The sequence below is a fragment of the uncultured Methylophaga sp. genome, from assembly GCF_947259025.1.
Taxonomy (GTDB): Bacteria; Pseudomonadota; Gammaproteobacteria; order Nitrosococcales; family Methylophagaceae; genus Methylophaga.
This window is the reverse complement of sequence record NZ_CAMYKO010000005.1, coordinates 493,508-507,545: the sequence shown is the minus strand read 5'-3', so window position 1 is coordinate 507,545 and position 14,038 is coordinate 493,508. Positions and strand designations below refer to the sequence as shown.

The window sequence follows — 14,038 nt, the reverse complement described above, 5'->3', positions numbered from 1 at the left end:
TCAGCACTGCTGCCACTGTTTCTCCAGACGTTTACCACTGACCGGGTAGGCGGCTTTCAACTCCTGGGCAAAGACCGAAATCCGAAATTCTTCCAGCATCCAGCGATACTCGTGAAACGCCGCGGTCTCGATTTTATTCACCTTATCGGTAAATTTGAGCCAGTGTGGTCGGATTTCTGACATGCGCTGCTTGTCCTTGGCGGGGTCGGTCAGCAGCTTATCCAGTCGCAGCCCGGCGCCCTGACAATAAACCGGCAGCCGTTTCAATGCGCTATCCGGGGTGTCATGCACAAAGCCTTGATAGATAAGAAACTGGAGCTGTTCGCGGATATCGTTAACGGCATTGAGTGCCGCCAGCGGCATATTGCCACCCAGCCGTTTGGCAATGGCATGATATTCAGCCAGCGGGGCGGCGATACTCTGTGCCAGCTCGGAAGCAATTTTGATGAGTTCACCACGACGCTCGCTGAGCCTTTGTTCGAATTGCTCGCGGCTGCGAATTTCCGGCTGATCCAGAATAAAACAGCGGTCGAAGGCGACATCAATGAGATCGGTTTTAAGTTGCTCGCAGGGTGTCAGTTTGCTGTCCGCATTCTCTTTGTATGGCGAGGGCGGCACATTGGCATAGTGCAGACACATCTGCTTAATGCCGGGCAGGTTTTTATGCAGATATTTGACTGCATCAGACTGGGCCAGCATAAACAGGCGACGCAAGCCATCCGCTGTCAGTTGCCTGGCCTGGGCCGGGGTATCCATCAGCGTTAAATCAACCGAGTCTCCCTTATCGACCAGTGCCGGGTAGGCAGTCATTTCCAAGCCATTCTGCTCCAGCGTGACCAGCTCTGGTAATTCGTCAAATGACCAACTGCTGAGTCCGGTTTTTTCATAATCACTGTCCGGAATCTGGCGGAAACTCGCAGCTGCCTCGCGTGCCCAGTCTTCTTTGAGCCTGTCCAGATCACGACTCTCATCGAGTAACTTGCCGTCATCATCCACCAGTTTGAAGTTCATCTGCAGATACAGGGGCAGATCTTCGGTGCGCCAGTCATCTTCACTGATCTCAATGCCGTTCAGACGTCGCAGCCTCTCACTCAGCGCGGGCAGCAGGGCACCATCCTCGGGTGACAGGTCCCGCAGGCAGTCATCAGCATACTGAGGCACCGGAATAAAATGGCGGCGCAGCGATTTAGGCAGGGCTTTGAGCAGGAAAATGACCTTATCCCTAAGCAGCCCAGGCACCAGCCAGTCATAACGATCCTGGCTTGTCTGGTTGAGCAGAGACAATGGAATAGTCTGGGTAATACCGTCATGCTGCTTGCCCGGCTCGAAATTGTATTCGAGCTTGAGTGGTACCCGGTTGACCAGCATTTGATCGGGATAATAATCCGCCGTGACCTGTTCCGCCTGATGCTGCATCAGTTGCTCTTTGCTCAGAAATAACAGTTTGGGATTGTCCTTTTCCGCCTTTTTGCGCCATTTTTCAAAACCGGCACCGTTGATGATGTCGTGTGGGACACGCTCGCGGTAAAAGTCGAACAGGATCTCTTCATCGACCAGTACATCGCGGCGACGGGATTTTTGCTCCAGCAGTTCGACTTCACGGATCAACTGCTGATTATGGCGGAAAAATGGTGCGCGACAGTGCCAGTCACCATTGACCAGGGCTTCACGGATAAAAATTTGATTAGCCAGATCCCGATCCAGCGGGCCATAGTGCACCCGGCGGCGATTGACAATAGGCAGGCCATACAACGATACCGACTCGAAAGCGACCACCTGGGCCGGCTTCTTTTCCCAGTGTGGGTCGCTGTACTGGCGTTTTACCAAGTCACCGGCAATGGGTTCAATCCATTCCGGTTCAATCTTGGCATTGACCCGGGCATAGAGCTTGCCGGTTTCGACCAGTTCCGCCGCCATCAGCCATTTGGGGCCTTTTTTATGCAGTGCCGAACCGGGAAAGATGCCCAGTTTCAGGTTACGCGCGCCGGTATATTCAAAGCGGTCGGTTTTCATCGCGGTATGACTGAGCAGACCACTCAACAATGCCTGGTGGATGCTGTCATACGCGGCTTCCTGACTGTTGAATTTAAGCTTAAGCTCAGATAACTGGATCTTTAACTGACGGTGTATATCGTGCCATTCACGTAAACGCAGGAATGACAGGAAGTGTTCCTTGCAGTATTTGCGCAGCTTGTTCTGACTCAGGTGTTTTTTCTTATCGTGGTAGAGATTCCACAGCTTGATGAAGCCCAGAAAATCGGAGCGTTCGTCCTTGTATTTACTGTGCGCTTCGTCGGCGGCCTGCTGTTTATCCATGGGCCTTTCTCGCGGATCCTGAATGCTCAGGGCACTGGCAATAATCAGCACTTCACTCAGGCTGCCCATTTCCCCGGCTTTGAGCAACATCCGCGCAATACGCGGATCAATCGGCAATTTGGATAACTGACGCCCGGTTTCAGTAATACGCCGCTGGCGGTTAACCGCACCCAACTCATCCAGCAGGCGGTAACCATCATTGATCATTTTCTGCGGCGGTGGGTTGATAAACGGAAACTTGGCCGGATCGCCCAGTTTCAACGCGGACATCTGCAGAATCACGGACGCCAGGTTGGTCCGCAGGATTTCAGGGTCGGTGAAGGCCGGCCGGTTATTAAAATCCTCTTCATCATAGAGACGAATACAGATACCGGCCGCGACCCGGCCGCAACGACCGGCGCGCTGATTGGCACTGGACTGCGAGACCTTTTCTATTGGCAGCCGCTGCACTTTATTACGAACACTATAGCGGCTGATGCGGGCATTACCCGGATCGACGACATAACGGATACCAGGCACGGTCAGCGAGGTTTCAGCGACGTTGGTGGCCAGTACAATGCGGCGCTGACCGCCAGTTTTAAATACGCGGTTCTGCTCAGCAGCCGACTGACGGGCGAACAAAGGCAGGATTTCCGTCTGCGGTGGGTGATGTTTACGCAAAGCTTCCGACACATCACGGATATCTCGTTCACCGGCGAGGAAAATCAATACATCACCGGGCCCTTCCCGGCACAGTTCATCGACTGCCGCCACAATGCCCGACACCATATCGTAGTCGGGTGATTCTTCATCCGGCGTCTGTAGCGGGCGGTAGCGCACATCCACCGGGTACGTCCGACCACTGACTTCGATGACCGGAGCCTTATCAAAGTGTTTGGAGAACCGTTCGGTATCAATGGTCGCCGAGGTGATGATGACTTTCAGATCGGGACGCTTGGGTAACAGCTGCTTGATATAACCCAGCAAAAAGTCGATGTTGAGGCTGCGCTCATGGGCTTCGTCAATAATCAACGTGTCATATTGATTCAGGAACCGGTCGTTCTGGGTCTCTGCCAGCAAAATACCATCGGTCATCAGCTTGACGTAGCTGCGATCGGCGTTGACCTGATCATGAAACCGCACCTTGTAACCGACCGTCTGGCCGATTTCTGACTCCAGTTCCTCGGCGATACGGGTGGCGACGGTGCGGGCTGCAATTCTGCGAGGCTGGGTGTGGCCTATCAGCCCCGTTACACCACGGCCCAGCTCCAGGCAGATTTTAGGTAACTGGGTGGTTTTACCCGAACCGGTTTCACCACAGAGAATGATGACCTGGTTATCTGCAATCGCCTGTTTGACTTCCTGACGCCGCTCAATGACGGGCAGATCAGCATCAAATTTTGGCTTGGGAATGTTTTGGCGGCGCTGTTCAGCGCGATTAACCGACGCCATGACCTGCTGAGCCAAATTAGCCAGGGCTTTGTCACCCTGGTCTTTTTTCAGCTTGTGCCAGCGCCGGGTGAGGCGATGACGATCAGCCAGCATGGTGGATTGCAGCAAGTTTTGCAGATCGGGCTTGGGATTACTCACGAGGGAATCAGGCAAAAAGCAGTATTTTACATTGTTCGGAGCCGGCACGCAGCGGAAACCGTGCTGGGAGAGGAGATGGATCACGCCGGCAGAAACAACACAGCCCCGGAAAAACCGGGGCTGTTGTTAAGAGAGATAGCTGTTTGTTTATCAGCAACCGCTGTTGTTGACCTCGCCGTCAGGCATGGTGGTGTTGCAATATAAAATGCCACGCAGCTGGGCATTTTCAAGGTTTGCACCGCTCAGATCGGCATCGGTGAGGTCGGCGAAAATTAACTGCGTTCCGGTAAGGTTGGCATTTTTGAGGTTGGCGCCGTTCAGCTCAGCGTAGTCCATCAGAGAATTAGAGATATTGGCACCCTCGAGATTGGCACCTTGCATACGGGAGTGGGTGAACCAGACGCCAACCAGTTTGGCGTTGCTTAAGTCGATGCCTTTAAGATTGGCTTCACTCATATCAGCACCGCTTAAATCCTGGCCACTGAGCTCGGCTTCGCTCAGATTGCAGAAATTACATTGTCGCGTTTCAAGCAAACGATCAAGATAGACTTTTTCGTAGGCTGCGGCGCTGCCAACAGTCATTAAACCGGCAATTAAAAGGGCTTTTTTCATCATTTGCTCCTGCTACTCCGCTGTAGGCCACTGCCCGTGGAAAAACTGTTGCTGTAATGGACGGCGCTCACGAGGCTTTAGTTCCCGCTCCATCTGCTCTTCAGTGAGGTTGTCGAGTGGCGCTGGGTGGCCAATGGCAATCATCGACCACAGCTTGATATGGTCGGGAATATCGAAGGCTTCACGCATCTTGTCCGGGTCATAGCCACCCATCTGGTGACTGACTAGCCCCATGGCGGTTGCCTGCAGGCAGAGGCTGAGATTAGCCGCACCGGTATCGTGGCCGACCCAGGGGTTGCTTTTGTCTTTTTCACGGAAACCGGTGGCAGAGGCAGCAAGAATCAATAGAGGCGCATCTTTTGCCCAGGTCTGGTTGCCTGGTGCTAGGGAAGCGAACGCCTTATCCCAGGCCGCTTTGTCGGTGAATTTGTTGCACAGCAGATAGCGCCAGGGTTCTTCACCGGAGCAGGAGGGTGCCCAGCGTGCGGCTTCGGTTAACGAGATAATCTGCTCTTCACTGACGGCGATATCCGGATCGATAGCCCGGCCGCTCCAGCGTTCTGCCAAAAGATCGTGAATGGGTTGTTCGGTATCTGCCGGTTTTTGAATCATGTTTTACCTTGGTAACTGAATCGAAGGGTCTTTGGACTGACGATAGAAACCGCCGATATTGCCGATGACCTGCACCAGATCGGAATGGGTTCTGGCGGCAATATCTTCCAGCATGGCTTTGCGTTCAGCGCGTTCCTGGCCGCTGATTCGGACTTTAATCAGCTCGTGGTGGTCCAGCGCATTGTCGATTTCAGCCAGCACTGAATCGGTAAGGCCGCTGTTACCGACCATGACCACTGGTTTTAGCGAATGCGCCAGCCCTTTGAGATAGCGCTTTTGTTTATCCGTCACTGCCATGAATTGCATTACCTGTTTAAAATAGATGGAGTATAACAGGAACCCAATATGGCAAAACAACACAAGTTCACGGTCACAGCGGCGCGCGGCATGCTGGACTTACTGGCCGACGAACTCAGACAGCTCGGTCTTAAAAAATTCAAACAGGAACAGGGTAATATCCGCTTTAGCGGCACGCTGGAAGACGCCTATAAAGTGTGTCTCTGGTCGCGCGTTGCGATCCGGGTGTTAATGCCTATCGCCCATATCGCTGCCGAAACGCCTGAGCAGCTTTATGAAGGCGTGAGCGCGATGCCCTGGGAAGACCATATGGAAGCCGAGGATGGCACGCTGGCGGTCGATTTCAACAGCTTCCGTTCCAAAATCAAACACAGTCAGTTTGGTGCTCAGAAAGTGAAAGATGCCATTGTCGATCGCTTTCGTGCTGCGACCGGCTTAAGGCCCTCGGTGGATTTGTACCAGCCTGATCTCCGTATCAATGTTTATTTACGCCACAATCAGGCCACAGTCAGTATCGATCTGTCCGGTGAAAGCCTACACCGTCGCAGTTACCGGGCCCGTAATACCGAAGCGCCGCTAAAAGAAAACCTGGCCGCAGCGATTCTACTCAGCGCCGAATGGCAAAAATTATCTCGCCAGGGCTGGTCGATGATTGATCCGATGTGCGGTTCCGGCACGTTTCTGATCGAAGCCGCCATGATCGCCGCCGATATCGCCCCCGGTATGCTGCGCGACTACTTCGGTTTCAGCTACTGGAAGCAGCATGATAAGGAAGCCTGGAAACGCCTCAAGGCCGATGCCGAGCGCCGCCGCCAGGCCGGACTGTCGCGGTTGCCGCTGATTTGTGGTGGTGATGCTGATCCGCGTGCGGCAGAAGCCGCTCGGGCCAATATTGCTGAAGCGGGCCTTGCTGACTGGATTCAGGTCTATGAGCGGCGCTTACTGGACTGGCCGGCTGTGGCCCAGTCATTACCGCCGGCAGGTTTGATTGTCTGTAATCCGCCCTATGGTGAGCGTATGGGCGATGTAGCTGATCTGGATCGCCTCTATGAAAATCTGGGCAATGTGGTACGCGAATCTCTACCAGGATGGCGCACGGCGGTCATCACCGATAATGCCCAACTGGGTAAATTCACCGGCCTGACTTTGTTTGACTCCCTACCTTTTGATAATGGCCCAATCCCCTGTGATGTGTTGTTCTACCGGGCACCTAAACCGCAACAGGCTCATCCTGCAGAAGCTTTGGCTCAGCCAGTCGCAGAGACAGCACCAGACGTGCAAACGGTCGAAATTACTGAACAGGGACAAATGTTTGCCAACCGTTTGAAGAAAAATATCAAGCATCTGGCCAAGTGGGCCCGCAAAAATGATCTGAGCTGTTACCGGATTTATGATGCCGACCTGCCTGATTATGCGATGGCTATCGATATCTACGGCGACCAGGTCCATGTCCAGGAATATGCACCGCCCAAGCAGATCGATCCGCAAAAAGCCGTGGAACGCCTCAAGGAAGCGATGCATTTGATTCCCGATGTGCTTGAACTGCCCGCTGCCAACGTGGCACTGAAAGTCCGCCAGAAACAACGTGGACTGAGTCAGTACGAGAGTCAGGCAGCACAGAATCAGCGTTTTGAGGTTGAGGAAAACGGGCTCCGGTTCTGGGTCAACCTGAAAGATTATCTGGATACCGGTCTGTTTCTGGATCACCGTGACACTCGCCTGATGCTGATGCAGCAGGCGGCGGGCAAAGACTTTCTCAATTTGTTTTCTTACACCGGCTCAGCCACGGTCTATGCTGCGGCAGGACGGGCCAAGTCGACCACCAGTGTCGATATGTCCAACACCTATTTGGGCTGGGCCGAGGACAATATGACGCTGAACGGGCTGGCCGGTGATCAACATCGATTTGTCCGCGCCAACTGCCTGGAGTGGCTGCAGGCGGCTAGTCAGGAAAAACAGCGCTATGATCTGATCTTTCTGGATCCGCCGACTTTTTCCAACTCCAGTCGTATGGAAGGGGTGTTTGATATTCAGCGTGATCATGTCAGCTTGATTAACATTGCCAGTCATCTGCTCAGAGATAATGGTCGTATCATCTTTTCCACCAACCGCCGTGATTTCAGAATGGCTGAAGAGGAACTGGATGGGCTGAAGCTCGAAGACATCAGCCAGAAAACCATCCCACGCGATTTTGAGCGCAACCAGAAGATTCATTACTGCTGGTTAATTGATAAAACCTAAAGGGGAAAATGGCATTAAACTGTCACTTTTCGGCGTCAGCACAAGGCTATTTGCAGCAGGGTGATTTCTGTCATTTAACGCTTCAGCACCACAGCCACACTCCAACAACCTGGATGAATGATCTCGTGGCGGCCCCGAGCAGGGTAGAGAATATTACCCCAAATTCACCACGCCAACCCAGACCTATCAGCAGTGGCTCACCGAAAATCCACAGGGCTTTGAATGCTCGGCTAATGATTAGCCAGTGAGTTCAGAATTCAGACAGGGTCTGTTTGATTTCTGCCCATAAATCCGCATAAGCACGGCTGACCGGCGAGCGCTGATCGAAAGCCGGGAGCGGTGACTGGTGATCGCCCATTTTTTCAACCACTGCTGCGTACGGAATTGGCGTTGTCAGACCGTTTTTGAGCATCTTAGGCGGGTGAGAAAGCATCACCCGGTGGAGGCTGCGACGCCGGTCGACCATGGTAAAAAAAGCATGCAGGCGTTTGGGTTTGAGCTTGTTCTGCTTGAAAAATTCACGGGTCTGCTCAAACGTCCGCAAGGACAGATGGGTTGGGATAATCGGAATATACAGCGAGTCAGCGGTTTCAAATATCTGCTCGGTCAGCACTGAAAAACTGGGCGGACAGTCCAGCACGACGAGGGCGTAGCGCTCCCCAAAGGGTTCCACCAGCTTGTTGATCAGGTTCTGTTTGTCTTTTTCGCTCTCCAGCGCCAGTTGTCTGTCCAGGTGCCGAAGTGAGAAATCCGACGGGATGATATCCAGGTTGTCGTAATCGGTTTCCCGCACCAGATCACCAATCGGCGTTTTGCCTTTCAAGAGTTTTTTGGGCGCGGTTTTGTTTTTGGCTTTTTTATTCAACAGCCAGCTGGCAGCGCCTTGCGGATCCAGATCCCAGAGCAGGGTGGGGATGCCATCATTAGCGGCATGCCAGGCGATATTGACGGCTGAGGTGGTCTTGCCCACACCGCCCTTGAGGTTGAAAAAAGCAATGGTTTCCATCAGTAAGTCTTAGCCATGCTCTCCAGTAGAGTTTGCTGGGCAGAAATGGCGGCCTCAGACTCCGGCCTGTCAACACGCTGATAACGGCCATCGGCATTGAGGATCCAGGCTTGGCTGTTATCGCTGAGATAGGTTTCCAGATCCTCCAGCACACGCTCACGCAGTTTTTTCGACTCTACCGGGAAGCAAGTTTCTACCCGGCGCAGCAGATTGCGTTTCATTAAATCGGCACTGCCGGCCCAGAGCTCAGGTTTGCCGGCATTTTCAAAATAGAAAACCCGGGTATGTTCGAGAAAGCGGCCGATAATACTACGCACATGGATATTTTCCGACAGACCCTCAACCCCGGGCCGCAGGCAGCAGATACCGCGAACAATCAGGTCAATTTTGACACCGGCCATGGAAGCCCGGTAAAGCGCCTGAATCATTTCCTGCTCGACAACGGCATTAACCTTGATAATGATCCGCGACGGTTTACCGGCTTGAGCGTTCTCGGTCTCGCGTGCCACTCTGTTGAGCAGACCTTCATGGAGGGTGAATGGCGCATGCAGCAGTTTATGCATTTGCGGAATTTTGCCCAGGCTGGTGAGCTGGATAAACAGATTATTGACGTCTTCGCCAATCTGTTTGTCGGACGTCATCAGACCATAATCGGTGTAAACGCGGGCTGTGCCCCGGTGATAGTTACCGGTTCCCAGGTGGACATAGCGACGCAGCTTGCCATTTTCACGGCGCAGCACCAGCAACATCTTGGCATGGGTTTTATAACCAACGATGCCATACACCACATGCGCGCCAGCTTCCTGCAATCTTGAAGCCAGCGCCACGTTAGCCTCTTCATCAAAACGGGCACGTAGCTCGATCACCACCGTCACCTCTTTACCGGCCTGCGCTGCAGTGACCAGGGCATCGACTATGGGGGATTTGGAGCCGGTGCGATACAGGGTTTGTTTGATTGCTAGCACGCTGCTGTCAGCCGCCGCCTGTCTGAGCAAATCAATGATGGGTGTGAAAGACTGGTAAGGATGGTGCAGCAGCATATCCTGTTTACGCAACGCGCCGAAGATATCGACATCGGGGGTCAGACCACTTGGTCGTCCCTGAGTGAAAGGTTTGAACTTGAGATCACTCCGTTCTACCAGCGAACAGACGGCCTGTATCCGGCTCAGGTTGACGGGGCCATTGACCAGGTAAACATTGTCTCTTTCCATACCGCATTCCTGGCGCAGGAATTCGACCATATCTTCCGGACAGTTATGGGCGATCTCCAGCCTGACTTCATCGCCGAAGTTGCGCTGGGTCAGCTCGTCAGCAATGGTGGCGAGCAGGTCACTGGTTTCCTCGGTGTCGATCGCCAGATCACTGTTGCGGGTGACACGGAACTGGTAACAACCTTTGACCTTCATGCCGAAAAACAGGTCTTCGGCAAAAGCATGGATAATCGATGACAGAAAGACAAATTTATATTCTCCCTCCTGGCATAAATTTTCCGGGAACTGAATCACCCGGGGCAGAGCCCGTGGTGCCTGCAGAATGGCATAGCCCCGGTCGCGTCCGAAGGCATCCTTACCCACCAGCGAGACGATAAAGTTCAAACTCTTGTTGAGCAGACGCGGGAAGGGATGCGCAGAATCCAGCCCCATCGGGCTCAGGATAGGCAGGATCTCTTCCTGGAAATAATTCTGCAGCCATTGGGTGTGTTCATCATTCCACTGTGAACGCGGCAGAATGCGGATGTCCTGCTGCTCCATTTCCGGCAGTAACACCTCGTTGAGCACCCGGTACTGCTCTTCCACCAGCTCGTGAGCACGCTGACTGATAAGCTTGAGACATTCCTGCGCGGTAACCTGATCGGCTTCGATGTAGGGATCACCAATTTCAATCTGCTGAATCAGGCCCGCCACCCGTACTTCGAAAAATTCGTCCAGGTTGGTGCTGGAAATACACAGGTAATTGAGCCGTTCCAGCAAGGGCACATTGGTGTCCAGCGCCTGCTGCAACACGCGCCAGTTAAATTCCAGTAAGCTCAATTCACGGTTGATGTAGAGCTCGGGATTGTTCAGATCGGTGGGCTGTTCTTGTTTCATAATTCCTTTGGCGGTATTAAACGCAGTAATCCTTCCATTCTAAACTGTCTGTGTGACAGCTTGATGTCACCAGCGATATTTATCGTACATTTCCGGGTTGGCCCAGAAACGGCTGTTGAGCCAGTCACGTTTGGGTTGGTAATTTTCAATCGCATAACTGAATACCTGCAGGCCGTCCTCGCTACCGGCAATATGCCTGAACCCCATCGCCAGGTAGTCAGTAAATTGCCAGCCATGCTCCGCAGCCAGCTCGGGGTGGCTGATCAAAATCACGTGAGGCGCATACTGATTTTTAATTTTGCCCAGCCATTGTTGCGCCTCGGCTTTGCTCATTGATTCGGTCAGATGACTAATCAGCGCCAGGTCAACGGGGCTGATTCGCTGTAATTGCTGCTGACTGAAAGGTGTCGTCAGATGCTGAAATTTAGTATCATTATCGGTTTGCAGACATAATTCGGCCGTGTCGCCGGCAGTCAAAACAGAGTGGGGATTGAACGCTTTGACAAAAGGCGCCAACAGGCTGGATAAGGCATATGAATCAGTCATGATTAATCAGGATAAAACATCTGTTGAGTTCTGGAAACACAAACGCCTGAGCCAGATGACTCACGAGGAGTGGGAAAGTCTGTGCGATGGTTGTGCCCGCTGCTGCCTGCACAAGCTCGAAGATGAAGACGATGGCCGCATGTACTACACCCGTGCCGCCTGCTCTTTACTGGATATTGATGCCTGCCGCTGCAAGGACTACAGCAACCGGCAGTCAATCATCCCTGACTGCATCCAGCTCAGCATTGAAAATGCCCATTACTTCGACTGGCTACCTTCGACTTGTGCTTACCGCCTGCTGGCTGAGGGGGAACCCTTGCCCGATTGGCATCCGCTGGTCACCGGTGACCCGGACAGCGTGCATAAAGCCGGCATTTCTGTCAGACATATCGCCCGTCCCGAGAGCGAGGTTGAAGAGCTGACCGAAGCCGTGATTAAACTCAGCCATGAACCCGACCCGGATGCATGACACCTGAGGAAAGTCGTGACTTTACCGCCAGACTCGAGCAGGCAGCTATACTGCTGCTGGAGCTGGAGATCTATCGCAAACCGGACGATCTGGCGCGCCGCTTCGGTCTGCCCAAGCCGGTGGTACGTTACTGGTGGCGCCATACTGACGAGAAGACGCGCCCCGTCGATCAAAGCCAGTTATCGCCCCGTGAAGTCAAGGTCATCAGAAAAGCGACCCAGACGCTGGAAGGCTGGGAAAAAATCAAACGCTACCGGCCGCCCTGTGGTGCCAAGTTGCCCGGTGGTAAACGCTGTAAGCGCTCGGTTGCCATCCGGCCGCCCGAAGCCTGGGGCATGGGCGCACTGGCCACACGGTGCCGTCTGCACGGCGGGCTATCAAAAAGACTGATAAAAAAATTAAACAATGACGATGAGGTGATGTAGGCTATTATTTCATGTGATGACAAGGGCCTCTCAGTCTTTATGATAGCCAATACGGAAGTTCTCAAGCACCTCGCCAGCCATTGCGAACAGGCCGAAACCGGCACCTTCTTCATTACCACTATTGATAATAAAGCCTGCCATATCGTTATCGAACAAGGTCGCATTACGGCCTTATCCTACCAGCGCCTGCGGGGCGAAAAAGTCGTCGCCGAACTGCCGTTTATTCAGGTAGAAGGTTTTTCCTTCAAGTCCGGGGTAGCAATGCCCTTGTCCAGCCGGGCTTATATTGATGACGAGTTAAATATTCTTGAATCGCTGGGCCTGCATCATGGCGATGATGTGATTCCCGAACACAGCAAAAAGGTCTATCGTGGCGTGGAACTGGCGCAGGAACGCGAATTGCCTACGATCAAAAAAGCCGGTGCTGAGGAAAGCAGAAAAAAACCGGCCCGTATCTACCGCGGTCGGGTGCTGGAAGATTAATCACCTTCAAACCGGAGGCTTAAAACCGGTATCATAGCGGTCGTTTCCACTAAATGACGAGAATTATGGCTATCGCGACCACCGCATTCAACCAGGGCCTGTGTGCATTCCTGGATGCTTCGCCCACCCCTTATCACGCTGTTGATTCAATGATTGCATTGCTGCGAGATCAGGGTTTTCAGGCTTTATCAGAGGCTGATAGCTGGGGTCAACTCGCGCCCGGGCGCTATTATGTGACCCGCAATGGTGGCTCAATTATCGCCTTTGTGCTGACTGAAAAAGACCTGGCTGACAACGGTATGAACATGGTCGGTGCCCACACTGACAGCCCCTGTCTGAAAGTGAAGCCCAAACCGGAAAAAGCCCAGCACAGCCTGCAGCAACTGGGGGTAGAAGTTTACGGCGGTGCCTTGCTTAACCCCTGGTTCGACCGGGATCTGTCGATGGCGGGCTGTCTGAGTTACGAAGACCAGAACGGCCATATCAAACAGACACTGATCAATTTTGAAACGCCGCTGGCAGTGATCCCCAGCCTGGCGATTCACCTGGACCGCGAAGCCAATCAGAACCGCAGTGTGAATCCGCAACAGCATTTGCCGCCGGTGTTATGCCAGCTTGAAGAAGGCGACAAACTGGATTTCCGCGCTTTGCTCGAGCAGCAGTGCCGGCAACAGCATCCCGATCTTGAAGTGGGCAAGGTGCTGGACTACGAAATCTGTTTCTACGACACTCAGAAAGCCGCTGTCACTGGCTTGTCCGGTGACTTTATCAGCAGCGCCCGGCTGGATAACCTGCTGAGTTGCTACGTTGGACTGCAGTCATTACTGGCCGCTGATGGCAGCCGCTCGGCTTTGCTGGTGTGCAATGATCATGAAGAAGTCGGCAGCCAGTCCAGCAGCGGGGCGCAGGGCACCTTTTTGCAATCGGTGTTGCAGCGCCTGAGTCACAACGCTGAAAACTACCAGCGCATGCTGGATCACTCGATGATGATTTCGGCCGATAATGCCCATGCCATTCATCCCAATTACCCGGATCGGCATGATGCCGAACATGGCCCGCTTTTGAATGCCGGACCGGTCATTAAAACCAATGCCAACCAACGCTATGCCACCAGCAGCGAGACCAGTGCAGTATTCCGCCAGATCTGTGCGCTGAATGATGTCCCGGTGCAGGATTTTGTGGTGCGCACGGATATGGCCTGTGGCAGCACGATCGGGCCGATTACTGCCGCTACCATTGGCATTCGCACGCTGGACATCGGTGTGCCTACTTTTGCCATGCACTCGATCCGCGAAATGGCGGGTAGTCGAGATGCCGCCATGCTGCAGCAGGTACTAACGCATTTTTATAACCATTCTGTTTGATTTGAAGGATT

The 14,038-nt window shown here is 53.3% G+C and carries 12 protein-coding genes; 5 read left to right on the top strand and 7 right to left on the bottom strand.

What is annotated here, in order from left to right:
• The 4 genes from hrpA to yhbY form a co-directional block, all read right to left on the bottom strand.
• Nucleotides 1-3,885: an ATP-dependent RNA helicase HrpA gene (hrpA, locus tag Q0X64_RS08380; protein WP_297811282.1), complete on the bottom strand. Its 3,885-nt coding sequence runs from the start codon at nt 3,883-3,885 to the stop codon at nt 1-3.
• Between the two features lie 150 nt (nt 3,886-4,035).
• The gene (locus tag Q0X64_RS08375; RefSeq protein WP_297811279.1) at nt 4,036-4,497 is read right to left on the bottom strand and encodes a pentapeptide repeat-containing protein; all 462 of its coding nucleotides are present in this window, start codon (nt 4,495-4,497) and stop codon (nt 4,036-4,038) included.
• 12 nt (nt 4,498-4,509) lie between these two features.
• Complete coding sequence (locus tag Q0X64_RS08370) at nt 4,510-5,109, bottom strand: nitroreductase family protein (protein WP_297811277.1); 600 nt, start codon at nt 5,107-5,109, stop codon at nt 4,510-4,512.
• Between the two features lie 3 nt (nt 5,110-5,112).
• Nucleotides 5,113-5,406: a ribosome assembly RNA-binding protein YhbY gene (gene yhbY / locus Q0X64_RS08365; protein WP_297811274.1), complete on the bottom strand. Its 294-nt coding sequence runs from the start codon at nt 5,404-5,406 to the stop codon at nt 5,113-5,115.
• A gap of 48 nt (nt 5,407-5,454) precedes the next feature.
• Between yhbY and rlmKL the strand changes: the two genes are divergently transcribed.
• Complete coding sequence (gene rlmKL / locus Q0X64_RS08360; RefSeq protein WP_297811270.1) at nt 5,455-7,647, top strand: bifunctional 23S rRNA (guanine(2069)-N(7))-methyltransferase RlmK/23S rRNA (guanine(2445)-N(2))-methyltransferase RlmL; 2,193 nt, start codon at nt 5,455-5,457, stop codon at nt 7,645-7,647.
• Nucleotides 7,648-7,897: 250 nt separating this feature from the next.
• Here the strand turns inward: rlmKL and Q0X64_RS08355 are convergent, their stop codons facing one another.
• The 3 genes from Q0X64_RS08355 to Q0X64_RS08345 all read right to left on the bottom strand — a co-directional run bounded on the left by Q0X64_RS08355 (nt 7,898) and on the right by Q0X64_RS08345 (nt 11,286).
• Entirely contained in the window at nt 7,898-8,653 is a 756-nt protein-coding gene (locus Q0X64_RS08355; RefSeq protein WP_297811267.1) for an AAA family ATPase, read from the bottom strand.
• The gene (ppk1, locus tag Q0X64_RS08350; RefSeq protein ID WP_297811264.1) at nt 8,653-10,740 is read right to left on the bottom strand and encodes a polyphosphate kinase 1; all 2,088 of its coding nucleotides are present in this window, start codon (nt 10,738-10,740) and stop codon (nt 8,653-8,655) included. The genes Q0X64_RS08355 and ppk1 overlap by 1 nt, the downstream gene beginning before the upstream one ends.
• 66 nt (nt 10,741-10,806) lie before the next feature.
• Nucleotides 10,807-11,286, bottom strand: a complete 480-nt coding sequence (locus Q0X64_RS08345; protein ID WP_297811261.1) for a DUF6231 family protein — start codon at nt 11,284-11,286, stop codon at nt 10,807-10,809.
• Between Q0X64_RS08345 and Q0X64_RS08340 the strand changes: the two genes are divergently transcribed.
• The 4 genes from Q0X64_RS08340 to Q0X64_RS08325 all read left to right on the top strand — a co-directional run bounded on the left by Q0X64_RS08340 (nt 11,285) and on the right by Q0X64_RS08325 (nt 14,027).
• A complete protein-coding gene (locus Q0X64_RS08340; RefSeq protein ID WP_297811258.1) occupies nt 11,285-11,755 on the top strand; it encodes a YcgN family cysteine cluster protein in 471 nt (156 codons plus the stop codon). The two genes, Q0X64_RS08345 and Q0X64_RS08340, sit on opposite strands and share 2 nt — an antisense overlap.
• Nucleotides 11,752-12,180 carry a hypothetical protein gene (locus Q0X64_RS08335; protein ID WP_297811255.1) on the top strand — a complete coding sequence of 143 codons (429 nt, stop codon included), beginning with the start codon at nt 11,752-11,754 and terminating at the stop codon, nt 12,178-12,180. The genes Q0X64_RS08340 and Q0X64_RS08335 overlap by 4 nt, the downstream gene beginning before the upstream one ends.
• A gap of 39 nt (nt 12,181-12,219) precedes the next feature.
• The gene (locus tag Q0X64_RS08330) at nt 12,220-12,663 is read left to right on the top strand and encodes a hypothetical protein (protein WP_297811252.1); all 444 of its coding nucleotides are present in this window, start codon (nt 12,220-12,222) and stop codon (nt 12,661-12,663) included.
• Nucleotides 12,664-12,728: 65 nt separating this feature from the next.
• Nucleotides 12,729-14,027, top strand: coding sequence for a M18 family aminopeptidase (locus tag Q0X64_RS08325; RefSeq protein ID WP_297811249.1), 1,299 nt, complete (start codon nt 12,729-12,731; stop codon nt 14,025-14,027).
• Nucleotides 14,028-14,038: the final 11 nt, after the last annotated feature.

Excerpts from the sequence above, each read along its gene's own strand:
- Q0X64_RS08335 (WP_297811255.1), top strand. The coding sequence starts at position 11,752 with ATGACACCTGAGGAAAGTCGTGACTTTACCGCCAGACTCGAGCAGGCA.
- Q0X64_RS08345 (WP_297811261.1), bottom strand. The coding sequence starts at position 11,286 with ATGACTGATTCATATGCCTTATCCAGCCTGTTGGCGCCTTTTGTCAAA.
- ppk1 (WP_297811264.1), bottom strand. The coding sequence starts at position 10,740 with ATGAAACAAGAACAGCCCACCGATCTGAACAATCCCGAGCTCTACATC.
- Q0X64_RS08330 (WP_297811252.1), top strand. The coding sequence starts at position 12,220 with ATGATAGCCAATACGGAAGTTCTCAAGCACCTCGCCAGCCATTGCGAA.
- yhbY (WP_297811274.1), bottom strand. The coding sequence starts at position 5,406 with ATGGCAGTGACGGATAAACAAAAGCGCTATCTCAAAGGGCTGGCGCAT.
- Q0X64_RS08375 (WP_297811279.1), bottom strand. The coding sequence starts at position 4,497 with ATGAAAAAAGCCCTTTTAATTGCCGGTTTAATGACTGTTGGCAGCGCC.
- Q0X64_RS08325 (WP_297811249.1), top strand. The coding sequence starts at position 12,729 with ATGGCTATCGCGACCACCGCATTCAACCAGGGCCTGTGTGCATTCCTG.
- rlmKL (WP_297811270.1), top strand. The coding sequence starts at position 5,455 with ATGGCAAAACAACACAAGTTCACGGTCACAGCGGCGCGCGGCATGCTG.
- Q0X64_RS08355 (WP_297811267.1), bottom strand. The coding sequence starts at position 8,653 with ATGGAAACCATTGCTTTTTTCAACCTCAAGGGCGGTGTGGGCAAGACC.
- Q0X64_RS08340 (WP_297811258.1), top strand. The coding sequence starts at position 11,285 with ATGATTAATCAGGATAAAACATCTGTTGAGTTCTGGAAACACAAACGC.
- Q0X64_RS08370 (WP_297811277.1), bottom strand. The coding sequence starts at position 5,109 with ATGATTCAAAAACCGGCAGATACCGAACAACCCATTCACGATCTTTTG.